Source organism: Streptomyces sp. NPDC058880 (genome assembly GCF_042742535.1).
In the GTDB taxonomy this organism is placed as follows: domain Bacteria; phylum Actinomycetota; class Actinomycetes; order Streptomycetales; family Streptomycetaceae; genus Streptomyces.
Map to the genome: position 1 here is coordinate 21,815 of NZ_JBHYMC010000018.1, position 25,790 is coordinate 47,604.

General features: G+C 71.1%; 17 protein-coding genes and 3 tRNA genes. 8 read left to right on the forward strand and 12 right to left on the reverse strand.

All coding sequences use genetic code 11. The annotated features are described in order from the left end of the window. Positions 1-64: 64 nt before the first annotated feature. The 4 genes from ACFW2G_RS13380 to ACFW2G_RS13395 all read right to left on the reverse strand — a co-directional run bounded on the left by ACFW2G_RS13380 (position 65) and on the right by ACFW2G_RS13395 (position 5,730). Positions 65-1,987: an ABC transporter ATP-binding protein gene (locus tag ACFW2G_RS13380; RefSeq protein ID WP_037923925.1), complete on the reverse strand. Its 1,923-nt coding sequence runs from the start codon at positions 1,985-1,987 to the stop codon at positions 65-67. Then, a complete protein-coding gene (locus ACFW2G_RS13385) occupies positions 1,984-3,717 on the reverse strand; it encodes an ABC transporter ATP-binding protein (protein ID WP_384448757.1) in 1,734 nt (577 codons plus the stop codon). The genes ACFW2G_RS13380 and ACFW2G_RS13385 overlap by 4 nt, the downstream gene beginning before the upstream one ends. Positions 3,718-3,879: 162 nt before the next feature. Beyond that, positions 3,880-5,328, reverse strand: coding sequence for an FGGY family carbohydrate kinase (locus ACFW2G_RS13390; protein ID WP_037923931.1), 1,449 nt, complete (start codon positions 5,326-5,328; stop codon positions 3,880-3,882). A gap of 96 nt (positions 5,329-5,424) precedes the next feature. Further along, positions 5,425-5,730 carry a hypothetical protein gene (locus ACFW2G_RS13395; protein WP_037923934.1) on the reverse strand — a complete coding sequence of 102 codons (306 nt, stop codon included), beginning with the start codon at positions 5,728-5,730 and terminating at the stop codon, positions 5,425-5,427. A gap of 145 nt (positions 5,731-5,875) precedes the next feature. Here ACFW2G_RS13395 and ACFW2G_RS13400 point away from each other — a divergent pair. The 3 genes from ACFW2G_RS13400 (at position 5,876) to ACFW2G_RS13410 (ending at position 6,287) form a co-directional block, all read left to right on the forward strand. Then, positions 5,876-5,948: transfer RNA gene (locus ACFW2G_RS13400), tRNA-Asn, on the forward strand. A gap of 5 nt (positions 5,949-5,953) precedes the next feature. Further along, positions 5,954-6,026, forward strand: a tRNA-Asn gene (locus tag ACFW2G_RS13405). A gap of 187 nt (positions 6,027-6,213) precedes the next feature. Beyond that, a tRNA-Ile gene (locus tag ACFW2G_RS13410) sits at positions 6,214-6,287 on the forward strand. A gap of 752 nt (positions 6,288-7,039) precedes the next feature. Here ACFW2G_RS13410 and ACFW2G_RS13415 read toward each other — a convergent pair. The 5 genes from ACFW2G_RS13415 to ACFW2G_RS13435 form a co-directional block, all read right to left on the reverse strand. After that, positions 7,040-7,852: a phosphotransferase gene (locus tag ACFW2G_RS13415; protein WP_384448753.1), complete on the reverse strand. Its 813-nt coding sequence runs from the start codon at positions 7,850-7,852 to the stop codon at positions 7,040-7,042. 85 nt (positions 7,853-7,937) lie between these two features. Beyond that, complete coding sequence (locus tag ACFW2G_RS13420; RefSeq protein WP_384582282.1) at positions 7,938-8,399, reverse strand: glycine-rich domain-containing protein; 462 nt, start codon at positions 8,397-8,399, stop codon at positions 7,938-7,940. Positions 8,400-8,533: 134 nt separating this feature from the next. Next, a complete protein-coding gene (locus ACFW2G_RS13425; protein WP_384582284.1) occupies positions 8,534-8,725 on the reverse strand; it encodes a hypothetical protein in 192 nt (63 codons plus the stop codon). After that, positions 8,722-9,021, reverse strand: coding sequence for a hypothetical protein (locus tag ACFW2G_RS13430; protein ID WP_236647700.1), 300 nt, complete (start codon positions 9,019-9,021; stop codon positions 8,722-8,724). The genes ACFW2G_RS13425 and ACFW2G_RS13430 overlap by 4 nt, the downstream gene beginning before the upstream one ends. A gap of 196 nt (positions 9,022-9,217) precedes the next feature. Next, entirely contained in the window at positions 9,218-10,447 is a 1,230-nt protein-coding gene (locus tag ACFW2G_RS13435; protein WP_384582286.1) for a transcriptional regulator, read from the reverse strand. 149 nt (positions 10,448-10,596) lie between these two features. On the opposite strand from ACFW2G_RS13435, the gene ACFW2G_RS13440 reads away from it, so the two are divergent. Beyond that, entirely contained in the window at positions 10,597-10,992 is a 396-nt protein-coding gene (locus ACFW2G_RS13440) for a hypothetical protein (protein WP_384582319.1), read from the forward strand. 103 nt (positions 10,993-11,095) lie between these two features. Here ACFW2G_RS13440 and ACFW2G_RS13445 read toward each other — a convergent pair whose 3' ends face one another. Continuing rightward, entirely contained in the window at positions 11,096-13,930 is a 2,835-nt protein-coding gene (locus ACFW2G_RS13445; RefSeq protein ID WP_384680925.1) for an FG-GAP repeat domain-containing protein, read from the reverse strand. A 1-nt stretch (position 13,931) separates the two neighbouring features. Between ACFW2G_RS13445 and ACFW2G_RS13450 the strand changes: the two genes are divergently transcribed. The 3 genes from ACFW2G_RS13450 (at position 13,932) to ACFW2G_RS13460 (ending at position 21,535) form a co-directional block, all read left to right on the forward strand. Further along, the gene (locus ACFW2G_RS13450; RefSeq protein WP_384680928.1) at positions 13,932-14,264 is read left to right on the forward strand and encodes a hypothetical protein; all 333 of its coding nucleotides are present in this window, start codon (positions 13,932-13,934) and stop codon (positions 14,262-14,264) included. 296 nt (positions 14,265-14,560) lie between these two features. Next, positions 14,561-20,878 carry an RHS repeat domain-containing protein gene (locus ACFW2G_RS13455; RefSeq protein WP_384582290.1) on the forward strand — a complete coding sequence of 2,106 codons (6,318 nt, stop codon included), beginning with the start codon at positions 14,561-14,563 and terminating at the stop codon, positions 20,876-20,878. 87 nt (positions 20,879-20,965) lie between these two features. Next, positions 20,966-21,535, forward strand: coding sequence for a hypothetical protein (locus tag ACFW2G_RS13460; protein WP_384448735.1), 570 nt, complete (start codon positions 20,966-20,968; stop codon positions 21,533-21,535). Between the two features lie 185 nt (positions 21,536-21,720). On the opposite strand, the gene ACFW2G_RS13465 is transcribed toward ACFW2G_RS13460, so the two are convergent. Beyond that, positions 21,721-22,878, reverse strand: a complete 1,158-nt coding sequence (locus ACFW2G_RS13465; RefSeq protein WP_384582292.1) for a glutamate--cysteine ligase — start codon at positions 22,876-22,878, stop codon at positions 21,721-21,723. Between the two features lie 215 nt (positions 22,879-23,093). On the opposite strand from ACFW2G_RS13465, the gene ACFW2G_RS13470 reads away from it, so the two are divergent. Further along, positions 23,094-24,356: an MFS transporter gene (locus ACFW2G_RS13470; RefSeq protein WP_384582294.1), complete on the forward strand. Its 1,263-nt coding sequence runs from the start codon at positions 23,094-23,096 to the stop codon at positions 24,354-24,356. Here the strand turns inward: ACFW2G_RS13470 and ACFW2G_RS13475 are convergent. Then, on the reverse strand, positions 24,353-25,750 hold the full coding sequence (locus ACFW2G_RS13475) for a carboxyl transferase domain-containing protein (RefSeq protein WP_384582296.1): 1,398 nt from the start codon (positions 25,748-25,750) through the stop codon (positions 24,353-24,355). The genes ACFW2G_RS13470 and ACFW2G_RS13475 overlap by 4 nt on opposite strands. Positions 25,751-25,790 lie beyond the last annotated feature (40 nt).

Genomic DNA, 25,790 nt, shown 5'->3' on the forward strand with positions numbered 1-25,790 from the left:
CACGGCGCCCGCGGCCACGGCGGGGGGCGCCCCGGAGGACGCCCCCGGCCCGTCCGCGCCGCGGTCAGTCGACCTCGGCGACCGCTTGGGCGAACTGCGCCGCGTACAGGCGGGCGTAGGCACCGCCGGACGCCAGCAGCTCCTCGTGCGTGCCCTGCTCGACGATCGATCCGCTCTCCATCACCAGGATCAGGTCGGCGTCGCGGATGGTGGAGAGCCGGTGCGCGATCACGAAGGACGTACGGCCGTGCGCGAGCCGCGCCATCGCCTTCTGGATCAGTACTTCGGTACGGGTGTCCACCGAGCTCGTCGCCTCGTCGAGGACCAGGATCACCGGGTCCGACAGGAACGCCCGGGCGATGGTGATCAGCTGCTTCTCGCCCGCGCTGACCCCCGCACCCTCGTCGTCCAGCACCGTGTCGTAGCCGTCCGGCAGGGTCCGGATGAACCGGTCCGCGTGCGCCGCCCGCGCCGCCTCCTCGATCTCGGCGCGCGCGACCTGGCGCGAAGCGCCGTACGCGATGTTCTCCGCGATGGTGCCGCCGAACAGCCAGGTGTCCTGGAGCACCATGCCGATGCCCGCGCGCAGTTCCTCGCGGGTCATCTTGGCGATGTCCACCCCGTCCAGCGCGATCTCGCCGCCGGTGACCTCGTAGAACCGCATCAGCAGATTCACCAGGGTGGTCTTCCCGGCCCCCGTCGGGCCGACGATCGCGACCGTGTGACCCGGCTCCACCGCCAGCGAGAGGTTCTCGATCAGCGGCCGGTCCGGCTCGTAGCGGAAGGCCACCTTGTCGAAGGTGACCTGTCCGCGCAGCTCCTGCGGGCGTTCCGGCACGTCGGCGTCGCGCTCCTGCTCCGGGGCGTCCAGCAGCTCGTAGACCCGCTCCGCCGAGGCGACACCGGACTGCACGAGGTTCGCCATCGACGCGACCTGCGTGAGCGGCATCGAGAACTGCCGCGAGTACTGGATGAAGGCCTGCACGTCACCGATCGACAGGGTGCCGGAGGCGACCCGCAGCCCGCCGACCACCGCGATCAGCACGTAGTTGATGTTCGAGATGAAGAACATCACCGGCTGCATGATGCCGCTGACCAGCTGAGCCTTGAACGAGGCCCGGAACAGTGCGTCGTTCTGCTCGGCGAAGACCGCCGCGGACTCCTTCTGCCGACCGAAGACCTTGACCAGGTTGTGCCCCGAGTACATCTCCTCGATGTGGGCGTTGAGCGCACCGGTCGTCTTCCACTGTTCCACGAACTGCGGCTGCGACTTCTTGCCGATCTTCGCGGCGACGTACACCGAGACCGGTACGGTTCCCACGGCGACCAGCGCCAGCAGCGGCGAGATCCAGAACATCATCGCGAGCACACCGACGATGGTCAGCAGCGAGTTCAGCAGCTGACCCATCGTCTGCTGCAGCGTCTGGCCGATGTTGTCGATGTCGTTGGTGGCCCGGCTCAGCACCTCGCCGCGCTTCTGCTGGTCGAAGTACGACAGCGGCAGCCGCGACAGCTTCGCCTGAAGCTCCTCGCGCAGCCGGTACAGGGTGCCGTTCATGACGTGGTTCGACAGCCGGGTCGCCACCAGCATCAGCAGCCCGGCCAGGGTGAAGACCACCAGAGCCCAGATCGCCACGACCCCGACGGCACCGAAGTCGATGCCCCGGCCCGGGGTGAAGTCGGTGCCGGACAGCATGTCCGCCATGCCGCCGTCGCCCTGGGCGCGCATCCCGTCCAGCGCCTGCTGCTTGGTCAGGCCGGCCGGCATCTCCCGGCCGACGATCCCCGCGAAGACCAGGTCGGTCGCCTCGCCGAGGATCTTCGGTCCGACGACCGCGCAGGCGACGCTGCCGACAACGGCCAGGACCATGCCCCACAGCTTCGCCCGGTCCTGTGCGAGCTGGCCCAGCAGCCGTTTGCCCGATCCCTTGAAATCCAGGGACCGCTGGGCCGGCCCCATCATCATCCGTCCTCCGGGCCCGCTCATGCGGCCTCCGCCTCCGTCAGCTGGGAGAGCACGATCTCCCGGTAGGTCTCGTTGCCGGCCATCAGCTCGTGGTGGCGTCCCTCGCCCACGACCTGCCCCTCGTCCAGGACGATGATCCGGTCGGCGTCGCGGATCGTCGCGACCCGCTGGGCGACGATGACCACGGTCGCGTCCTCGGTCTCGCGGGCGAGCGCCGCGCGCAGCGCCGCGTCCGTCGCGTAGTCCAGGGCCGAGAAGGAGTCGTCGAAGAGGTAGATCTCCGGACGCTGTACGAGTGTGCGGGCGATGGCCAGGCGCTGGCGCTGGCCGCCGGAGACGTTGGTGCCGCCCTGGGCGACCGGGGCCTCCAGACCGCCCTCCAGCGCCGCGACGAACTCCTTGGCCTGGGCCACTTCCAGGGCCTGCCACAGCTCCTCGTCGCTCGCGTCCGGGCGCCCGTAGCGCAGGTTGGAGGCGATGGTGCCGGAGAACAGGTAGGGCTTCTGAGGGACCATGCCGACCGTCTTCGCCAGGAGTTCGGGGTCGAGGCGGCGCACGTCCTCGCCGTCGACCAGCACCTCTCCGCCGGTCGCGTCGAACAGCCGCGGAACCAGGCCGAGCAGGGTGGACTTGCCGCTTCCGGTGGAGCCGATCACCGCCGTGGTCTCGCCGGGGCGGGCCACCAGGTCCACGCCGCGCAGGACCGGAGCCTCGGCGCCCGGGTAGCGGAAGTCGGCCCCGCGCAGCTCCAGGAGCCCGCTGCGGCCGAGTGCGCGCACCGGGTCGGCGGGTGGGACGACGCTGGACTCGGTGTCCAGCACCTCCTGGATGCGCTCGGCGCAGACCTCGGCGCGCGGCACCATCATGAACATGAAGGTGGCCATCATCACGGACATGACGATCTGCATCAGATAGGCGAGGAAGGCCGTCAGCTGGCCGATCTCCATGCCGCCGCTGTCGACGCGCATCGCACCGAACCAGATCACGGCGACGCTGGAGATGTTCACGACCACGATCACGGTCGGGAACATCAGGGCCAGCAGCTTGCCCGCGGCCAGGGAGACGCCGGTGAGGTCGGCGTTGGCCTCGCGGAAGCGGTCCTTCTCGTAGTCGTCGCGGACGAAGGCCCGGATCACCCGGTTGCCGGTGATCTGCTCGCGCAGCACCCGGTTCACGGTGTCCAGACGCTCCTGCATCCGGCGGAACAGCGGCCGCGTCCGGAAGACGATGGCACCGACCGAGATCCCGAGCACGGGCACCACGGCCAGCAGGACGCCCGACAGCTTCACGTCCAGCGAGAGCGCCATGGCGATGCCGCCGACGCACATGATCGGCGCCGAGACCATCAGGGTGAAGGTCATCAGGACCAGCATCTGGACCTGCTGCACGTCATTGGTCGTACGGGTGATCAGGGACGGGGCGCCGAACTGGCCGAGCTCCCGTGCGGAGAAGCTCTGCACCCGGTCGAAGACCGAGGCCCGGACGTCGCGGCCGACGGCCGCCGCCGTGCGGGCACCGTAGTAGACGGCTCCGACGTTGCAGACGAGCTGGACGAGCGAGACGCCGAGCATCAGCGCGCCGAAGCGCAGGATGTAGCCGGTGTCGCCGTTGACGACACCGTTGTCGATGATGTCGGCGTTCAGGGTGGGCAGGTAGAGGCTGGCACTGGTCTGCAGCAGTTGCAGCAGGACCAGCGCCGCGATGGGTTTCCGGTACGGACCCAGGTGGGTCCGCAGAAGTCGTATGAGCACGCGCAGGCTCCGGTCGGCACAGTCGAGGGGGTTCAACCCATCTTCGGCCAAACGGACCATCGAACCCCACCGGATTTCGCAAAGGCCGGTCAAAAGGACCAGCCGCCCGGCAGGGGGACCCAGGACTCCCGCGAGAGACCCAGGCCCCCCGCAGGGGTCCGGTCAGAACGCCCCGGGGTGGATCTGCTCCCGCGTCGCGATGTACTGCTGGCGCACGCCCTGCCACGCCGGGAAGTCCTCGCCCGGCTCGAAGACCTGCGCCGCGGGGGCGGGCCAGACCGGCGGAGTGTGCGGGGCCAGGGTGCCCTGCGCCACACCGAGGGCCCAGGCCGCCTGGCGGGCGGCGCCCAGCGCCGCGTAGTCCGCCGGCGCCGGCACGACGACCTGTGTCCCGAACAGTCCGGGCGCCGCGGCCTGCACGGCGGGCAGCTCGGCGGCCGCGCCGAGCAGGAACACCCGGCGGATCTCGACCCCGCGCGAGCGCAGCACGTCGAGGGCGTCCACCAGGCCGCACAGCATGCCCTCGAAGGCCGCCCGGGCCAGGTGCTCGGGCTTCATCGAGTCCCGGCGCAGCCCGGTGAGGGTCCCGGCGGAGTGCGGCAGATTCGGCGTCCGCTCGCCTTCCAGATACGGCAGGAGTACGAGGCCGTGCGCGCCCGGCGTCGACTTCAGCGCGAGCCCGGACAGCCCCTCCAGGTCGGTGCCGAGCAGTTCGGCGGTGCCGCGCAGGGTCCGTACGGCGTTGGAGGTGTTCACCACGGGCAGGTGCATGCCGGTGGCGTCGGCCAGGGAGGTGATCAGCCCGCCCGGCTCCGACAGCGCCTCGCGGTGCACCGCCATCACCGAACCGGACGCGCCCAGCGAGACCACCGCGTCGCCGGGGCCCAGTCCCAGGCCGAGGGCCGCGGCCATGGTCTCGCCGGTACCGGCCGATATCAGCAGCCCCTCGGGCGTGGTCCCGGCCGCGTCGGCCGGGCCGAGCACCTCGGGCAGCAGGGCCCGGTGCCCGAGCGCCAGCTCGACCAGGTCGGGCCGCCAGGCCCCGGCGGCCGCCGACCAGTAGCCGGTGCCGGAGGCCCCGCCGCGGTCGGTGGTGCGGCGAGCCGGACGGCCCAGCAGCTGCCAGACCAGCCAGTCGTGCGCGGACATCAGCACGGCCACCCGGCGGGCCGCCTCGGGCTCGGTGCGGGCCAGCCAGGCGAGCTTGGCGACGGGCTGCGCGGAGTGCGGGACCGAGCCCACCGCCTCGGCCCAGGCGTGCCGTCCGCCGAGGGCCTCCGTGAGCTCGGCGGCCGCGACCTGACCGCGCTTGTCGTTCCCGACGAGGGCCGGGCGCACCAGGGCGCCCTGCGGGTCCAGCGGCAGCAGGCCGTGCTGCTGCGCGGAGACGCCGATGGCCTGGACGCCCTCCAGGATCCCGCCGCCGGCGGCCTCGCCGAGCGAGAGCAGCCAGGCCTGTGGATCGGTCTCGTGGGGGTTGGCGCCGTCCGGTTCGCCCGCCGGCTGCGGATGGGGCGCGTACCCCTGGCGCAGCACGGCGCCGGTCTCGGTGTCACAGACGACGATGCGTGTGAAGGCGGAAGAGCTGTCCAGCCCGGCGACTATCCCCATGCGGAGAATTCTGCCGCACCCGGGGCCGGTCCTGACCGCCCCGGAGCCCCTGGAACCACACGGGTTCCAGAGGCTCCGGGTACGGCCGGTGGCGCCTCAGGTGTTGCTCGTGCCCCAGTCGTCGTCGGCGGCCTGGCCGCCGGCCCGGCCGCGCAGTCCGCGCACCCGTCCGGCGAGCGAGTCCGGCACGGCGTCCCCGACCTTCTCACTGACGACCGCGAAGGCCTTCCCGGCATACTCGCGCCCGGTGTGGCCGGCGGTCTCGGCGGCGTTGCGCACCGCCGGGTTCTGCGCGATCTGCCGGGCGGACTTCTTCAGCTGCTCGTAGCGCTCGCGCCCGGCCCGCGTCCCGAGCACGTACCCGAGGGCCAGTCCGACCACGAACGTGACCTTGTACCGCATGCCTGTCACCCTTCGTCGTGTGGTGCCCGGCCTGCTGTCGATACCGATTGGCGGAGCACCCCCCTGCTTGCGCTAATCTATGTCTCGCAGCGGGCGCCCGCCCCCCGGCAAGGCCGGAGGTGGGCTGTTCGATGCACCGCAGCAATCCCCTGTAGCTCAATTGGCAGAGCAGCCGGCTGTTAACCGGCAGGTTACTGGTTCGAGTCCAGTCGGGGGAGCGCAGTCCCCTGTAGCTCAATTGGCAGAGCATTCGGCTGTTAACCGGAGGGTTGCTGGTTCGAGTCCAGCCGGGGGAGCAGGAAGAGGAGAGGGCCCTACGGGGCCCTCTTCTTTCTTTATCGCCCGTCCAGGGAACCGGGCAGCCCTCGGCGCGGTCTCACTGGGCAGGCGAAGCCGATCATGCGAGGCATCCGAAGCAGGAGATCGTATGAGCGGCTATGCTGCGGCAGACGGCGCGCACAGATGTACGCGCCACGCCGTGAAGGGGCGGTAGCTCAGCCGGTTAGAGCAGCGGACTCATAATCCGTCGGCCGTGGGTTCGAGTCCCACCCGCCCCACCGCAAGCCGCAGGTGCAGAAACGATCGCACCTGCGGCTTCGGCGTTTCCGGGTCTGCCGTGCCATCAGGCGAGCCGATCTCTGGCCTTTGGCCGGGAACCGCCTCGCACCCGGCCTCACCGGGCAGGCGTCCCCACGGGGCTGTGGTGACCGTCACGGTGGCGTGCCCGAGGAGCCCTGGCGCGGCCCGCATGCCACCCCTGGCGGCGAGCACCAGCAACGCCCACCCGTGCCGCAGCCGCAGCCGTCCGGGCTTCCCGTCGGGCAGGTGCGCGTCGTCCTCGAGCGGGACGGCGTCGATCAGTCCACCGAAGAGCTTGGAGACGATCCGGGCGCAGAGCGTCGCCGTCCTCATGGGCGAACACGAGCCCGTGGTCCCGGTACGCCGACTTCCACTTGCGGCGCTTCTCCTCCTGCCGCAGCTTGTGACCCAGGAGCGCACCGACGGTCAGCTCGTCGAGATCGACGATCCGATCCTCACCGCTCGCCGTCTTGGGCCGGTAGAACATCAGAGCGACGTGTCCCTCTTCGCCGTGCGGGCACGCCACGTCGCCCGGTGGGTGATCGTCGTGTGGCAGCAGATCGTGCAGGTGTCCGCGCTCAAGAAGCGGGACATGGGCCGGCCCCGGCTGGACCGGAGCGGAACCGGCCGCAGCGCTGCCATCGGTTCGCGAACAGGTGGGGCTCAGGGCCGGTGGCATCCATACGGCCAAGAGAGGAACCGCGTAGGGCGATCGCACTGGGATTCGGTACTAAGCGCTGTGCACGTCCTGACGGCTGCGATGCATGGTCCAGGCTCGGGCGGCAGCGATCAGGGGGGCACGGTGCGGCGCCGGGTCGCTGGCAGCGCGGCTCTCCCAGACACCGCACAGCGTGGCTGCGAAGGTGGTGACGGCCGAGGGCTCGGCGGTGCTGTAGGCGGGCACTGCTTGGGCGAGGGCTTCGGCCTGCTCCGCGGTGTGGCCGGCGTGAATGAACCGCGGGATGGCGAACGCTGCGTCAGCCCACGCCGGGCCGGGGCAGGCAAGAGCCCAGTCCAGTACGCGAATGCCGTCTTCCGTGCCAAGCATGTTCAGCGGCGACACGTCGGAATGGACGAGGGCCCGGCCTTCGAGATCGGGGGAGTGGTCGGCAGGGAAGAACCCGGCCCAGCGGAGGTGCAGGGGCTTCTTGCGGACCTGCTCGGGCCACGGTGTCTCGGACATGGTGGTGAGCGCGTCGAGGAAGGGGCCGAGGTCGGGTGAGCCGGGGCTGAGGTCTGGGTGGGGACCGACGAGGTACTCGTACCCGGTGAGCAGCCAGCCGCCGGCGTCGACCTGCCAGAGCACGCGGGGGGCGAGCGGTGCGACGCGGGTCACGCGTGCTTCGTAGTCGTACATCCACGCTGTGGGCTCGTCGCTCCGGGTGCCCTTGACGAAGACGGGCCCGGTGGCGGTGTGGAGGGTGCAGGCGAGGCGGGCCATGACGCCGGTCTCTGCGGTCTCGGCGTGCTCGACGGGGCCGGTGTAAGTCTCGACGGCGCTACGGGCCTCGGGCGGGAGTTCAAGCCATGCGGTGCGGTCCACCCGCGTACTCCTCGTGCAGAACGGAAGCCGGTCCCTGGCTCGGCCACAGAGTGGCACAAGCCGAGGACCGGCCGCAGGCGGTACGTCAGGCGTACTTGGGGCTGTTGTGACAGTTGGCGTGGCACTGCGAGCAGTCGGCGAGGTCCAGCTCGGGCCAGAACTCCATGTCGATCACGAACCCGGCCTCGACGATCGCGTCGACAGTCCGGGCGCGCAGGGCCTTGCCGCCGCCGTGCTCCTCCTTGTCGAGGAATCCGGGCTGGTGGTGGACGAACGTGCCGATCGTGCCCGAGCAGAAGTCCTGGTACGCCTGCGTGTGCAGCAGGAAGGCGTGCCAGAAGTCGTCGACGAGCGGGGACGGGCTGAGTGGGGTGTCGCTGTGCGCGCCGGCCGCGAGGAAGGCGAGCATCTGTCCGACGCCGCGGTCGGCCTTGTCGTCGGTCAGCTCGGGGAACTTGGCCTGCATGTTGGACACGAGCGCCGCGCGCAGCTTGGCGCCGATGAGATTCCGCGCGTCGGTCGCGGGACGTTCCTGGATTGCGGTCACGGTCCTTGCCTCCTTGGTCAGTGGTGCATGGGACGTGCTGTGAAGCGCCTCGGCCGGCGCGACTGGGGACGGTGCCAGCCGAGGCGTGCCCCGCTCGCCCGGGATCTGTCGGGTCATCCGGGAGAACAGGGAGATCAGCGCGCCGGGAATCCGGAGTCGGGGACGGTCATGGCCGACAGCGCGTCGCGGTGGCCGAGCTCAGCGGTGGTCGTGGTGGCGAGCGTGGCCAATCCGGCGGCAGTGCCGAGCGCCCATATCCAGCTCAGGAAGCGGCCCACCGGATCGCCGCCTGCGATCCCCCTCGGCGCAGCCTGGCGCGCGGTCATGCGGCGTTCCCCTGCGCCTGTTCGCGCTGGGAGATGAGCCGCGCGAACTGGATTGCGTACAACTCGACCTGGTCCGGGGTGAGGACGAGCAGGGACTCGGCCGTACCGCCGTCGTCGTAGTGGACCAGGACCGGCAGCGCGCTCTGCTGGGCCCGGTGGTCGTACACGGCGTCGCGCCGCATCGGGGTCACGTACGTGGTCTGCGCCGGGACGGGGCGCAGGGTGGTTCCGTCAGCGGGCGCCGACCACTCGTCGCCACCGCCCGGCGGACGCAGGTGGTACGTGCTGGCGCCCACTCTGGGCAGCGTCACGATGACGCCGATTCGCCCATCCTTGGCGGTGTCGCGGGCGAGGTCGCCGAGTCGTGGGCAGAACGGCCCGGCCGTCCCTAACTTGCCTGCCTGTGAAGGGAGATGGGGTGTTGGTCGTCCTGTCATGCCCCAGAAGTTAGGGGCGCGTCAGAGGCCCAATATGAATCGGAGGAATACCGCCTCATCCGTCCAGGTGGAAGCGGTCTGACATGCGGCGCAGCTTCTCGCGGGTGGCGATCCGCTCGGCGTAGACGATGCTTCGGAGGGTTGACCGGGCGATCGGATGGTTCCTTACGAGCTGTGGGGCGATCCGCTCCGCGGTCTCCAGCTCGGCGAGCGCGCGGTCGCGGTTGCCATCCCACAGCCACGCGCGGGCGAGGTCCATGTGGTGGTGTCCCTGGCGGGAGTTGGGAAGGGCCGCGACAAGCTCGGGGGCCGTGCGGCGGTTTATGGCGAGAGCCTTGGTCTGTTCGCCGGTCTCCAGGGCGACGCTGATCGCATGGATCTGCACGTTGCCGGGGGAGAAGGTGACCGAGTGGCGGTCGTAGATCGGCGGGTTGTGGTGGCCTGCCATTCGGCGGGCAGCGTCGCGGGCGTGGTTGATCCGCTCGTCGGCCTCGGCCGGTCGGCCGGCACGGGCCGCGGCGACGGCGGCGCGCAGGTGGAGCGTGCCCCACATCCGTAGGGCGAGCGGCTCGCCGAGCTCATACTCGCGCTGCACGCTGGCGATGGCCTTGTCGGACAGGGTGAGCGAGTCGTCCCAATCGGCCGTCGCCCACATGTCCCAGACACGCATCCAGTCGGCGAGCGCGGGCCTGACGGGGTCGGCCGAGAGGCGCGCCGCCCATGCAGCGCGCTCCGCGGCCATCGCGACGAGTTCGGGGTGCCCCAAGGCGTGCGCGGCGGTGTGGGCGAACTTGCACGCGACGGCATAGATCGCGAATGCCTCCTCGCGCTCGTGACCGGTCGCGGCCTCGGCCAGGGCGCGGGCCTCGCGCAGGAGGTCGGGCAGGGTGGCGAGGATCGCCGTGTTGGCCGCGGCGTCCCGCAGGCGGTGCAGGCGGGTCATGTCCCGCCACAGCTCGCCGGACGCGCGGGGGGCGCCGTCGAAGATCGGCGCGAGGTCGTAGCGGCGCAGCTCGTGCAGGATGGCTGCTGCCGAGACCTGCCACTGATTCTCGGCGGGGCTGCTCGCGTACGGCCGGCCGATCAGGTCGTTGGGATGCACGTGCAACTCGGCGGCGACGAGATTCAGCAGCCCGACCCGGTCGAGCTCGATCAGGCCGCGTTCCATCTTGGACACCCAGCCCTGCGTCTTCCCCAGAGCGGCATCGAGGTCGGCCTGTGGCATCCCAAGTCGCAGCCGTGCCCGCCGTACGCGACGGCCGATCTCCTCGGCTTCCTCCAACATCAATGCACCCCCAAGGTGGTGGTGGGCCGCAGACGCGAGGCAGGAGCCGGGCGTCACGGCTCATTCGTTCGGGCTCATCTCCCAGAACCGTACCGATGCGTGCGGCCCAGTGGGGAGCGAGCGAGATGCGCGCGAGCACATCCATGAGAATGCCTGGCGTGGACTACTTCACTGAGACAGGCTGGATGGCCTTCTTTTCCGGCACTGAGACCGCGGTGGGCCGGCAGCGTGGTGTCGAGGCGTGGCACCCGACCACCGGCGCTGCTCTCATCGTGGACCCAGAACGAGGTGGGCTCAGGCCCGTAACGGACTTCGAGGACTTCTCTCATCTGGAGCGCGTCCACCGGATAGCGGGAGTGGTTCCCGGTGGTGGGTGGCGGGCGCACTGGGAGGACGAAGGTGGTGCTCCGCTCACTCAGCCGGTGTTGGCGTGGCTCATCAGCTCGCAGGGCGGCGCGACGCCGGTGACCGTGGAGCCGAACGGAGACACCGACTCCTCTGGGACCGCGGACCGACTACTTGCCCCGGGGCAAGAACTTCGCTGACGGGGAGGCGCCCGGCCGCCCTCCGATCCGCCCTGAGGGGGGGCGGGGGACCGGGCCCCCGCCCCCCTCGGCGGCGTCGTGTCGCGTGTGCGGCCGGTGTCGGTCAGCTCAGCGCGGAGAAGTTCTGCCAGCCGCCGGTGCCGACCTCGGTCCCGCTGCCCTTGATGTCGCTGTAGAAGTACAGCTTGGCATCGCCGCCGGAGGACCAGATGTCGGTCTTGCCGTCGCCGTTGCCGTCCGGCAGCGCAGTGATCAGCGGGCGGTGCGAGACCGTCCAGCCGGTGCCGATGACGATCGCGGCCGGACCGCTGCCGAGGCCGCCGCCGGCGGCGTCGGTGCCCGTGTAGAGGCGCAGGTCACCGTTGATGCGGCTGCGGGCGAGCATGTCGACCCGGCCGTCGCCGGTGCGGTCGCCGGGGGCGGCGATGTCGTAGTTCGACCAGGAGCCGTTGCCCACCAGGACCGGCTCGGCGTACTCGTCGAGGTAGCCGGAGGCATGGCCGAAGTAGAGCCACAGGTGGTCGCCCTCCTTGACCAGCAGGTCGGGGTAGGACGGCAGGTCCCATTCGCCGATGGTGCCGTCGCCGTCGAGGTCGGTGGGACCGTCGACGTCGCCGATCGCCAGGATCTGGTCGGCGTTCTTGAAGTGGTTGTTGGGCTCCTCGTACACCTGGAGGTCCCGGCGCTCGTCCGCGCAGTCCCCGCCCTCGGCGGTCTCACCGAAGGCGGTGCAGGCGTGCCCGTAGCCGTTGTTCGGGAAGACCTGGATCTGGCGGGAGCCCTTCGGCCCGGTGGCGGCGACCAGGTCCTCGTAGCCGTCACCGGTCCAGTCGCCGCGGTGCGTGATGGACGCGCCGGCGAGGTTGGTGACGCCCGCCTCCTGGTACCGGCCGACGGTGCCGTTGCCGTTGCCCGCGTACATCCACAGCTCACCCGTGGTGCGCAGGGCGTACATGTCCGATGTGCCGTCGCCGTTGAGGTCGCCCGGCTTGTCCTTCAGCGCGGGGCTGTTGGCGTAGAAGAGGTAGGTCTGGATGGCCGTGCGGTTGCCGCCCTTGCTCAGCGAGCGGGCGTAGACCCGCAGCGGACCGGCGACGGGGGGCGTCAGCTTCACGTCGACGGGGGCGTCCACGGCGGCCGGCGTGGCGGTCCGGACGGTGGGGGACCACTCGGTCCAGTACTCGTACGAGGCGACACCGGTGGCCAGGCCGCGGGAGAGGGTGAAGACACCCTCGGAGCGCGCGGTGCCGGTCTGGGTCGGCCAGCCGTCGTCACCGTCGGGGAACTGCTGGGAGCTGATGCCGGGCGGGTGGTTGGGTACGTTCTGGTCGACGTGGAAGCGGCACGTGCCGCTCCACGCGGAGCTGGCCCTGCCGTCCTCGGCCCGGACCTGCCAGGAGTGCTGCTTGCCGTCGACGAAGGAGCCCTTGGGCACCGTGACCCGGGCGATGTTGCCGGAGGTCACGGCCTGGGTCTTCTCGTAGAGCACCTTGCTGGTGCCGGTCTCCCAGACCTTGAAGCGGGCGGTCACCGTCCCGCCGTCGCCGTCCGTGACCTTCGCCGAGAGCTGGACGTCGGTGTTGCCGACGGTGGTGCCGGGCGAGGCGGTGCAGGCGGTGGCGGGGCTGGTGGCCAGGCCGGACGGAGTGGACGGGGTGGTGTTGTAGGTGGTGGAGAACACGGCCGACTTCGCGTCGAACTTCTTCCAGCCGTAGGTGTCCGACTCCGAGGCGCGCAGGCCGAGGGTGGCGGTCGGCCACTTGTTCGCGGCGGCGAGATCGGCGACCGATTTGGTCTTGAACTCCAGGTTGCCGGCCGGGCAGCCGGAGCCCCAGCCCTTGGCCTCGGTCAGGGTCTGGACCCTGGCCACCCACGACGGCTGCTTGGCCCAGGTGGTGGCGGAGGAGATCGGGTTGATCCGCCACAGCTCCACGGGCTTCTTGGTGCAGGACCAGGAGTGGGTGTTCTTGATGCGGAAGACCGAGTCGATGATCTGCTTGCCGTGCAGCTTCTTGGTGTCCATGGTGAACATGGACCGCCAGGTGCCGCCGGTGTCGGACTCGTAGCCCACCCGGGCCACGCCGGAGGAGTGGTTCCAGTACGAGGTGGTGCTGTACTTCTTGGCGACCGAGGTCCAGTTGAGCCGGGCGCCGCTCACCGTCGGGTCGATGTAGACCGGGTACACGGTGTCCTTGGACGTGAGGACGGACGCGTCCGGCTTCAGCGCCATTTCGCCGCCCTTGACCGCGATCGGCATGCGCTTCTCGACGGCGCCGTGCCGGGGTTCGAACACGTCCTCGGCCGGGGTGGCCGGCAGGCCGCCGAGTTCGCGGGCGGCGGTGGCGGCGTCGGGCGCGGCCGTCGGGGCGTCCGGTGCAGCCACGAGAGAGCGAGGGGCGCCCTTCAGGAAGCGTGGCGACGCGGCCGGCACGGCCGGTGCCGCCTCACCGGTGGGGATGCCCGCCGAGTCCCACATGGTCGGGGTGGGGGCGGTGAACACCTCCTGGCCGGCCGGGTTGAGCGCCTTGAGGTTGCCCGCCTCGTCGGTGGAGAGGGCGACGCCCGAGGCGGCCACGCCGAACGTGACGGTCTTCAGGGCGGGGTTCTTCGCGGCCTCGGCGTTCTTGACGACGAGCAGCTGCTGGAAGCCCCCGACGGAAGCCCGCATCTTGAGGTCGACTCCGGGCAGGACCTCGGGATAGGTGGCGGTGTCGCCCTCCACGACCGGTGCGGGCAGCTTGCCCGGCCAGTCAACGGTCATCGACCGGCCGTCACGGGTGATGGTCGCCAGCGGGGCGTCGCCACCAGCGGAGAACTCCAGCCCTACCGCGGCAGCCCTGGGCCTGACCGTGCCGTTGCCGGTGGGCTGGAGCGTCGCATCGGCCGGTACGAGCTTGCCGCCCTGGCGCACCCGGACCGGGGCGACGGCGGATTCCATCGTGAAAGTGCCGTTCGGGTTCGCGAACACGGTGTCGTATTCGGTCCGTTGGGACACCACTTCGACGGGCTTGCCCGAGTCGGCCGCCCGCTTGGCCGCAGTGGTCTCCTCAGGCGTGCCGGTGGTGCTCCCGGAGGCCGGTGAGGTGCTGCCGGAAGGGGTGGAAGCGGAAGCCGGGGCGGCGGCCAGAAAAGGCATGCTCAGAGCGGTGATTACCGCCGAGGCGGTGGCTATTCGGAACTTTCCTCGGGATCTCGTCGGTGGTTTCGGATGTGGCATGGCGTGCTCCCCCGCATTCTTCATGGGACGTCAGATCGGCAAAGCGAAGGTATAGCACGGATAAATCCGGCCAGGGGACGGGGTCTTCGCGCTGTCGTCTGCGAGGAGGGCGAAGTGCCTCGGAACAGCGCATTCGGTTCCCGGGCGTGGTCCCCGGATGAGGGTGCCGCGATGGCGGAAGGTTCGGCGCAGGTAATGGACTTGCATAATGCGTGGCCGATAGTGGATCGTTCGACTCAAGGGGGAAGTGTGCGCTTCAGACATGCGCCAAGCATTCCCGCCGACGGTGACCCGTCGGCGGAGCACATATCAAAAACCAGGTCAGGCAGGCGCCGTGGGCTCGCCAGATCGGTGACCGTCATCACCTCCACGGCGCTGCTCGCGGGCCTCGTCTCGGCAGAGGCGCTGGCGCTGACCCCGCTGTCCCTGCCCGCGCTGCAGCAGACCAAGCCGGTACCCGTCACAGAAGTGAAGTCCGGCAAGGACACGGTGGCTTCATCCACCTTTAACCCCCAGGACACCGACTGGCCGTCCGCGGGGTCCGAACGGCTCAAGCTCGCCGGCCACGGAGCCGCCGCACGGGCCAAGCCGGGCGGACTGCCGGTGGAGTTGGCGCCCAAGGCCGCCGCCGGGGCCACGCCGGCGTCAGGCGACGTTCGGGTACGCGTGCTCGACCGGGCGCAGACCGAGAAGGCCGGCGTGGACGGAGTGGTCCTCGCGGTCGAGGGCGCGCGCGGGGCCGCCGACGTCAAGGTGGACTACTCCGCCTTCCAGAACGCCTACGGCGGCGGCTGGGCCTCCCGGCTCACCCTCGCCGAACTGCCCGGTTGCGCGCTCACCACACCGGACCGCGCCGAGTGCAAGCCCAAGCCCCTCGGCAACGTGCGCAACCGGCCCGAGGACGGCACGGTCACCGCGGAGGCCACCTTCGGCACGGCCACGGCGACCCCGGGGACGGACCCGGCCGGGCACACGGCCGGAGACGGCGGGCGGGCCGCCACGGGCGCCGGTCCGGCGACGGGCACGGCTTCCTTCGCCTCCTACGCCGCCGCCCCCGCGGCCGCGTCCGCCGGCTCATCGACCCTGCTGGCGGTCGGCTCCACCCCCGCCGGATCCGAGGGCGACTTCACGGCCACCCCGCTCGCACCCTCCGCGAGCTGGGAGTCCGGTGGCCCTTCCGGCGCCTTCACCTGGTCGTACGACCTCCAGACCCCCACGGTTCCCGGCGGTCTCGGCCCGAAGCTCGCGCTGAGCTACAACTCCTCCTCGCTGGACGGCCGTACGGCCGCCACCAACAACCAGGCCAACAACATCGGTGACGGCTGGGGCCTGGAGCCCGGCTTCGTCGAGCGCCGCTACCGGCCGTGCAACAACGACATGACCGGCGGCAACAACAAGGCCAAGACCGGTGACCTCTGCTGGGGCAGCGACAACGCCGTACTCTCCCTGGGCGGCAAGACCAGCGAACTCGTCAAGGACGACAAGACCGGCGTCTGGAAGCTGGCCGGCGACGACGGCACGAAGGTCGAACGACTCACCGACACCGGACGCGGCAACGGCGACGACAACGGCGAGTACTGGCGCGTCACCGACACCAGCGGCGTGCAGTACTACTTCGGCTACCACCGGCTGCCCGGCTGGTCCTCCGGCAAGGCGGTGACGGACTCCACCTGGACCGTCCCCGTCTACGGCAACCAGTCCGCGGAGCCCTGCCACAAGAGCGCCTTCGCCGACTCCTGGTGCCAGCAGGGCTGGCGCTGGAACCTGGACTACGTCGTCAGCCCGCACGGGGACGCGATGGCGTACTACTGGGGCAAGGAGACCAACCACTACGGGCGCAACGTCAACACGTCCACCGGAGCCTCCACCGCCACCCCCTACATCCGCGGCGGCCACCTCAAGCGCATCGAGTACGGCCTGCGCGCCGGCAACCTCTACACCGGCACCCCGGCAGCGAAGATCACCTTCAAGGAGGCCGAGCGCTGCCTGCCCGGCTCCTCGTTCGACTGCGCCGAGTCCAAGTTCACCAAGGACAACGCCAAGCACTGGCCCGACGTGCCGTTCGACCAGTACTGCGCACCGGGCACCGAGTGCAAGAGCCGCTACAGCCCGTCCTTCTGGTCCCGCAAGCGGATCACGGACATCACCACCGAGGTCCGGGTGGGCACCGGCTACCAGAAGGTCGACTCCTGGAAGCTGACGCACCAGTTCCCGTCGACCGGTGACGGCTCCAGCCCCGCCCTGTGGCTGGCCTCGGTCACCCGCACCGGCCACACCGGGGGCACGCCCGTCTCGCTCCCTCCGGTGACCTTCATGGGAACCCAGCTCCAGAACCGGGTGGACGCCACCGGCGACGGCATTCCGCCGCTGATCCGCTACCGGGTGAACGCCGTCAACACCGAGTCCGGCGGCACCATCGCGGTCACCTACTCGGCGCCCGAGTGCACCCCCGGATCGCTGCCCTCGGAATCCTCCAACACCAAGCGCTGCTATCCGGTGTTCTGGTCCTCGCCCGACTCGCCGGCCGCTGAGTACAAGCCGGTGAAGGACTGGTTCCACACCTACGTCGTCACCCAGGTGCGGGAAGAGGACCGGTGGGGCGGCGCGCCGCCCAAGCAGACCAACTACACCTACCTCGGCGGCGCGGCCTGGGCGAAGGCCGAGACCGAGTTCGCCAAGCCGGAGCACCTCACGTACGCGGACTTCCGCGGCTACGGTCACGTGCGCACCACGGTCGGCAGCGGTACCGACGGTCCCAGGCTGCACACCGAGAACCGCTACTTCCGCGGCATCGCGGGCGCCGACGTCGCCGACTCCGAGGGCAACAAGGTCACCGACCAGGCGGTGTTCTCCGGTATGACCCGCGAGGAGGGCACCTTCCTCGACGGCAAGCTGATCGAGGCCGGCACCTTCACCCCCTGGCAGTCCGCCGTGACGGCCAGCCGGGCCCGGCCGGGGCTGCCCGCCCTGACCGCGCGGAGGTCCGCCGCCGAGCAGACGGAGACCACCCGCACCCAGGTCGGCGGAGGCTGGCGCCGCACCAAGGTGGAGCGCGCCTACGACGCGCACGGCATGCTCGCGACCGAGTCCGACCACGGCGACACCGGCAAGAGCGGTGACGAGAGCTGCACGGCCACCACGTACGCCCGCAACACCGGGGCGAACCTGCTGGCGACCACCGCGTCGGTGAAGAAGACGGCCGCGCTCTGCGGCTCCGCCCTCACGCTGCCGCGTGACCTGATCTCCGAGAGGCGCACCTACTTCGACGGCTCCACCACCCTGGGCGCCGCCCCCACCAAGGGCGACGTGACCCGCGTGGACGAGCAGGACGCGGCCGGCACCGGCTTCGTCACCGTCGAGACCAACAAGACCGACCAGCACGGCCGGACCGTCGAGACGGTGAACGGGGCGGGCGAGAAGACCACCACGACCTTCACCCCCGCCACCCAGTACGTGCCCACCAAGACGGTCACCGCGAATGCGCTGGGCCACTCCTCCAGCGTCGAGTCGGACCCGGGCCGCGGCGAGGAGACCGCCAAGACCGATGTCAACGGACGGCGCACCGACGCCGAACGGGACGGCCTGGGCCGGGTCGTCAAGGCGTGGGAGCCCGGCTGGACCAAGTCCGAGCACCCAAAGGAACCGAGCAGGGAGTACACGTACGCGGTCTCCCGTACGGCGCCCACCGTGGTGACCACGAAGACCCTGCGTCACACCGGTGACTACCGGAGCGAGTACACCTTCTACGACGGTCTGCTGCGTGAGCGCGAGACGCAGGTGCCCTCCGGCACCGGCATCGGCCGGATCATCTCCGAGAAGAAGTACGACTCCCGCGGCCTGGAGTGGAAGACCTACAACGGCTACTACGCCACGGGTGACCCGTCCCCGACCCTGGTGACCGGCGACGACACCAAGGTGGCGGACCTGGTCCGCACGGAGTACGACGGGGCCGGCCGCCCCACCGTGCAGATCGCGGAGAAGAACACCGTCGAGCAGCGGCGCACCTCGACGCGCTACGACGGTGACCGGACGACGATCATCCCGCCCAAGGGGGAGACCGCGACCACCACGGTCAAGGACGTCGACGACCGCACGGTCGAGCTGATCCAGTACACCGACGACGCCCGTACCACCTGGCAGTCCACGAAGTACACCTACACCCCGGCCGGCCTGAAGGAGACCGCGACCGATCCGGTCGGCTCCGTCTGGCGCTACCACTACGACCACCGGGGGCGCGTCACACGGACCGAGGACCCGGACAAGGGCCCGATCGAGACGGCCTACGACCAGGCTGACCGGCCGGTGTCGGCCAAGGACGCCAACGGCGTCACCATCACCACGGCCTATGACGCGCTGGGCCGCAAGACCGAGATCAAGCAGGGCGGCACCACGCTCTCCCGCTGGATCTACGACTCCGTGGCCAAGGGGCAGGTCGCCAAGTCCGTCCGCTACCTGGACGGACAGGAGTACGTCTTCGAGACCACCGGGCTCAACCAGCGCTACCAGCCCACCGGAACCAGGATCACCATTCCCGGCCGTGAGGGTGCGCTGGCCGGAACCTACGAGTGGACGTACGGCTACGGAGAGCGCACCGGGCAACTGGAGTGGACCCGCCACCCGGCCCTTGGCGGCCAGGCCGCCGAGCGGGTCAGCCACCGCTACTCCACCTCGCTGCCGTACGACCAGGTCGTCGGCACGAGCAGCCTGGCGGGCCCGCTGGTCAACAACGTGACGTACGACGCCTTCAAGCGTCCGCTGCGCACCGAGTTCGGCCAGGCCGGTCTGCGTGTGTGGGAGACCAAGGAGTACGACGAGCACACCGGCAACCTGACCCGTACGGTCACCGACCGTGAGACCGGCCCGGCGCGCATCGACGACACCACGTACGCCTATGACCTGGCGGGCAACATCACCCGCCTGGCCACGGCCTCGGGCCAGGACCAGCAGAAGTCGGTGGACACCCAGTGCTTCACCACCGACGCGCTGCGCCGGATCACCAACGCCTGGACGGCGACGGACGGCTGCGCCGCCAAGCCCAACGCCGACGGCACCGCCGGCGGCACCGCGCCGAAGGTCGGCGGTCCCGACGCCTACTGGCACTCCTTCACCTACGACCCGATCGGCAACCGAAAGACTGAGGTCCAGCACAAGGTCGCCGGTGACGTGGTGGCGACCAAGGACATCACCCGTACCTACGGCTACGGCGAGAACGGCGCCGGCAAGCGCGCCCTGACCTCCGTGACCAGCCAGGCCGAGGGAGAGGCCGACGCGAAGAAGGACACCTACGGCTACGACAAGACGGGCAACACCACCTCCCGCAAGGTCGGAGCGAGCGCCCAGGACCTGATCTGGGACGCCGAGGGGCGTCTGGCCAAGGTCGTCGAGGGAGGTCGCACCACCGAGTACGGCTACGACCCCGACGGCAACCGCGTCCTGGCCAAGGACGCGACCGGGACCACCCTCTACCTGCCGGCCGGCAACGAGCTGAAGCTCGACACGGCAGGCAAGAAGACGGGCACCCGCCACTACGTCCAGGACGGCAAGACCGTCGCCACCAAGGTGAGCGGTCAGACCAGCGTCATGCTGGCCGACCACCACGGCACGGCCACCGTCGCCGTCCTCATGGGCATGGGCCAGGCGGTCACCCGCCGCAAGCAGCACGTCTTCGGCGGCCAGCGCGTCGCGCAGCCGTCCCACTGGCCGGGCAGCAAGGGCTTCGTGGGGGGTACGGCGGATGCCACCGGCCTGACGCACCTGGGCGCGCGCGAGTACGATCCGACGCTCGGCCGCTTCATCTCCGTGGACCCCGTCATGGACACCGGGGATCCGCAACAGATGCACGGCTACACCTACGGCAACAACAATCCGCTGGTGTACGCGGACCCCGACGGCAAGTTCTTCGGGAGCTTCATCCGCACGATCATCAACCTCGTGCGTCTGGTCGTCCGGGTCGTCATGGCTTGGCGGCGGACCGTGTTCAGCCGGTCCTCGTACTTCGGCGGCCGCAGTCCCGTCCTCGGCCCGTACCGGCCGGCGACCACCCCGAGGGTGTATGGCCCGTTCGTCTCCGACAACGCACGCGCCCAGGCGCAGGCGCGGGCGGACGCGGCGGCCCGCGAGGCCCAGCGCAAGGCGGACGAGCAGCGCGCCCGGGAGAACGACGTCAAGAAGAACACCAAGGACAACCGGTCCGGCTGGCAGAAGTTCTGGGACGGCACGAAGGAGACCTTCGGCACCTGGGACGGCTGGAAGAACCGGGTGCTTCCGGCGGCGGGCTTCGCGACGTGTGTGATCGCCTCGGCGGGCGTCTGCGGTGTCGCCGGTGTCGTGAGCGCGGGCGTGGTCCTGGTCGGTGACCGGGTCACGACCGGCGAGTGGGACTTCAAGACCGCCGGGAAGAGCCTGGCCTGGACCGCCGTCGGAACGGGTGCCGCCATCAAGTACGCTCAGTGGGGCGGCGCCACCCTCAAGCAGGCCACCTGGGGCAGCGCGATCTCACGGACCTCCGTCGTCGTCAAACCGGCGACCACGACCAGCGGGGCGATCAGACAACCAGGACCGATCAACTGGGCTGTCACCCGCGGAAACTCGGTGAGCAACGCCAACTTCGCCCTGGGATTCTGTGGCGCCGGCCCTGCGAGTCCCGGATTGCTGGTGGGCTCCTGCTGAACTGAAGGACACCATGACATCCCGCCGAGGGGGCCGCTCCCCGGCCCCCTCGGCGGGCTCCACCGCACACGAAGGACGGGAAGCCGAATGGAATACGGCCGTGTGACGGGCGGACGGGTACTCCGCCGCCGCTCCTTCCGGGTGCTCGCCCTGCTCGTCCTTGCGCTGTTCTGCGGTGGGTCCGTGCTGGGGCTCTACGACGGGCTGTGGAGGGACGAACGGGACGGCTGGTTCGCGGCGGCGCTGCTGCTGGCCGCCGGATCGTTCGCCTACCGCATCACCCGCTCCCGGGTCCATGCCGGTGAGAGCTCTCTCACCGTGGTCAACCCGCTCTTCAGCTATGAGGTGCCCTACGGCTCGATCCACAGGATCGAGGTCAGCGGGTCCGGGAGCCTGACCGTGCTCCCGAAGGAGCGGGTCGTGGACACCGAGGGCGAGGGGTACCTCGTGGTCGGGTTCGCGGGCTCTCTGCTCGACCGCTTCTTCAAGACCTCCGACAAGGCGGCCGCCGAGCTCAAGAAGTACCGCAGCCGGGGACGACGCGCCCCCGGGGCGGACGGCCCGGTGCACCGCAAGGTGGTTGCCGACGTCGTCGCGGACGCCATGCTGCTGACGGCGGCTGTCTGCGCAGTGTGTGCCCTGGTCTTCGGCCGGTAGCCGGAGCAGCAGCGGTTGCTGCGGTCGACCGGGCGCGGACCCGGTGGGCCGGTTCCCGGACCCACGCCTCCGATCGGCCCTGACCGGCATCCCGCCGGTCAGGGCCGATCGCTGCTCGTGGCCCGATCTGAACGGACCGACCTGTTCCGTCGGGGCGGGACCGCGGACCGCGGGCCGGGGACCGGCTAGAAGTCCTCCGTTTCGTCCACGAGGTGGCGCAGTACGTCCGTCAGGTCCTGGCGGCGGGCGTAGGCGGCGCGCTGGCGGTGGGCGCCCGAGCCGTCGCGCAGGAGGCCGGCCAGGGTCTTGGCGGCGTGGTCGAGGTCGCCGGCGGACGCCAGTTCCGGGGCGACCAGGTCCAGCAGGGCCTCCGCCAGGTCGGCCGCCGGGAGTTCCGTTCCCGTGTACGGGTCGAGGCCGAAGCCCTCCAGGCCGTCGTGGGCCGCGCGCCATCGCGCGAGGCGCAGTACGTCGTCCCGTGCCGCCGGCTCGGGCCGCCGCTCGGCCGTCTCGCGCAGCGCCGTGGAGACCAGGGCGCGGGCCAGTTCGGCCTGGAGGACGGCCGTGTCGACGGACGGGGACATGTCCGGCGCGCGGAACTCCAGCGTCGGCCAGTGTCCGGACGGCCGGAGGTCCCAGTAGACCATCTTGGTGTCCAGGGCCGCCCCCGAGCCGAGCAGGGTCTGGACGGAGCGCCGGAAGTGGGCCGTGGACGTGAAGTGCGGAGGCGGGCCCGCCGAGGGCCAGCCGGACCAGGCCATCGCCCGCCAGCTGGAGTGACCGGTGTCACGTCCGCCCCAGAAAGGCGAGTTGGCGGCCAGCGCGATCATCGTGGGCAGCCACGGTCTGATCCGGTTGGACACGGCCACCGCCGTGTCCACATCGAGCGTGCCGATGTGGATGTGGCGGCCGCAGCTGACCAGGGTGTCGGTGAGCGCGCCGAAGCGGCGGTGCTGCTCGCGCTGGCGCGGCTCGTCGTCCGTCAGGTGCAACGGCCCCTCCACCGCGACCACCGGTGAGGGCGCGGCCAGGAGCCGGCAGCCGTGGGCGCGGGCCGCCTGCCCGAGGGTGCGCCGCAGCGCGACGAGTTCGGCGCGCAGCGAGGCGGCCGAGTCGGCGACCGGGGTGGATATCTCCACCTGGTAGCGGGTGCCTTCGGGGTGCATCTCGCCCGGCAGCCCGGCGGCCGTCGCCAGGACCAGCGGGGCGGCGGGGACCACCCGGAGGGTGCGGGCGTCGACGAGCAGGAACTCCTCCTCGACGCCTACGGTGAGGGGCACGGTGGGGCGCACCGTGTTCTGCGTCGTGCCGGTGCTCGTGGTGCTGTTGCCAGGTTCGATCACTACGCCTCCCTGGACATACGAGTCGTTTCATCATGAGCTGAACGAGAGGTGAGGAGCGCACGCCGATTCAGTCAAATGTGCGGTGATAGTGGCGAGTTAGCGGCAACCGTCCGCCTGCTCCGGAAGCACGGGGCAGGGTGGGACGGCTGGTGCCGATGGGTGGAAGGGCCGGAAAACCCCGCGGACCGCAAGGGGGCCGCTGGTTATCATCCGATGTGACTCGTACGACCGCTCGGACCGCTCCGAGGCGGCGCATATTCGCCGACCTCACCCCGCTGCGCACCTCGGCCGACTACCAGAGGTTGTGGATCGGCGGGACCATCTCCTGGGTCGGCCAGGCCATGACCACCCTGGCGATCTCCCTCCAGGTCTACGACATCACCGGCTCCAGCTTCTCGGTCGGGCTGGTCGGCCTCTTCTCGCTCGTCCCGCTCGTCGTCTTCGGCCTGTACGGCGGCGCCATCGCCGACACCGTCGACCGGCGCAAGCTCGGCCTGTACAGCTCCCTCGGCGCGGCCCTCCTGTCCGTCACGCTCGCCGCGGCCGCGCTGCTCGGCTTCCACCGGGTCTGGTTCCTGTACGCCGTCGTCGCGCTCCAGTCAGTCTGCGGGGCGCTCACCGGACCTGCGCGGTCCGCCATGATCCCCAGGCTGCTGCCGACCGAGCAGCTGCCCGCCGCCAACGCCCTCAACTCCGTGACCATGACCTTCGGGACGATGGTCGGTCCCGCGCTGGGCGGATTCGTCGTCGCGGCCGGGGGGTACGAGTGGGCGTACCTGATCGACGCCGTGACCTTCACCGCCGCGCTCTACGCGATGTGGCGGCTGCCGTCGATGAAGCCGGACCGGGCCGCAGACGCGCGGGGGAGGGCTTCGGTCGTCGACGGGCTGCGTTTCCTCGGCACCCGGCCCAACATCCGGATGACCTTCTTCACCGACCTGGCCGCCATGGTGCTGGCTCAGCCGAAGGCACTGTTCCCCGCCGTCGCCGTGCTCTGGTACGGCGACGACGCGAAGACGGTCGGCCTGATGGTGGCCGCGATCGCCGCCGGGGCGCTGCTGGGCGGGCTGTTCTCCGGCTGGCAGGCCCGCGTCCGGCGGCACGGGCTGGCGATCTTGCTGGCGGTCGCGGCCTGGGGGCTGGCCATCGCGGTGTTCGGGCTCACGCGGAACCTCTGGCTGGGGCTGTTCTTCCTGGCCGTGGCCGGGTACGCGGACACCGTCTCGATGGTGTTCCGTACCACCATGCTCCAGGCCGCCACGCCGGACGACATGCGCGGGCGGCTCCAGGGCGTCTTCATCGTGGTCGTTGCGGGCGGCCCCCGGCTCGGGGACTTCCTCGCCGGGACCGCCGCCGACCTGACCTCGCCCGCCGTCGCCTTCACGGGCGGCGGGCTCGCCTGTGTCCTGGTGGTGGGCCTGCTCGCGCTGCGCTGGCGGAACTTCGCCCGCTACGACGCCCGCGCGCCCCGGGCCTAATGCGGTGACCTGGCCGGCCCTGATCCGCCGGACAGGCCCCGGCCGTCCGCCGGTCGCGCCGGGCCGACGATGCCGCGGGCCACGCCCAGGGCCACCAGGTCCTGGGGGCGGATGCGGAGCTGGTCCGCCGTGGCCGCGGCGGCCGAGGCCGGGCGCTTGAGGATGGCCGCGGCCAGCTCCGGGGCGATGACGGAGAAGTAGCTGTCCGGGGTGACCCAGGTATTTCCCGGCGCGGCCAGGGCGAGGGCGCCGCCCGAGCCGCCCTCGCCGATCAGGAGGGTGGTGACCGGGACGGTGGCCGCCGCCAGCGCCGCGAAGGTGTCGGCGATGGCCGCTCCGGCGCCCGCCTGCTCGGCGGCGGCGTCGTTGGCTGCGCCCGGGGTGTCCACCAGGGTGAGCACGGGGATGCCGAGCCGGTCCGCGAGGCGGACCACGCGGGCTGCCGTGCGGTATCCCGCCGGGCGGGTGGCCGTGCCGCACTGGGCGGCGTAGGCGACGGCCCGGCCCTCCCGCAGTCCGAACCCGCACAGCATCCCCGGGTCCGTACCACCGGCCCGGTCGCCGGAGAGGTGCAGGCGGAGCTCGAAGTACGCGTCCAGATACGCCTCGGCGCGCGGCCGGTCGGGGTCGCGGGCCAGCCGCACCGCGTCCCAGCCGGTGTCCGGCGGGCGTACGCCGGCCAGCGCTGCCGGGGGCTTGACGGGCCCGTCCGGGCGGGGCGCGGCCAGCACGCGGAGCCAGTCGGCGAGGGTGCCCGCCAGGTGGGCGGCGGGGACCACGGCATCCACGTGACCGGCGGCGTACTGCCCTTCGGCGCAGTACGCCGCCGGGTCCGCGTCCGCCGGGCGGACCCGGGACCCGGCGAAGCCGACCTGGGCACCGGGCAGTGCGAGGACCACGTCGGCACCGGCCCCGAGGGTGGCCCAGCCGCCGCCGGTGGTCGGATCGCGCAGGACGGCGAGCTGGGGGAGCCCGGCGGCGCGGGTCAGGACGCTCTGGCGAGCCACGCGCTGCAGCTGGGTCAGGGCGAGCATGCCCTCCTGCATCCGGGAGCCGCCCGTGGCGATGAGTGAGACCAGAGGGAGGCGGTGCGTGCGGGCGTGTGCGTACGCGGCTTCGAGCCGGTCTCCCGTGCGCTGCCCGAGGGAGCCGCCGAGGAACCCGAACTCGAAGGAGATCAGGACGGCTTCGCGGCCGCCGAGGCGGGCGGTGCCGGTGACGACGGACTCCTGCTCACCCGTGCGCTCGGCGGCGCGGGCGCGGGCTGAGCCGTAGCCGGCCCAGGCCAGCGGGCCGTCGGCGGGGGACTCCCCTCGGGGGGCGGGCAGTTCGGTGAAGCTGCCGGCGTCGGACACGGAGGCGATGGCCGCGCGGGCCGAGAGACGGGTCGTCACACGGTCACCCTAGGTCCTGTCGCCGAGGCGGCGCCGGGTC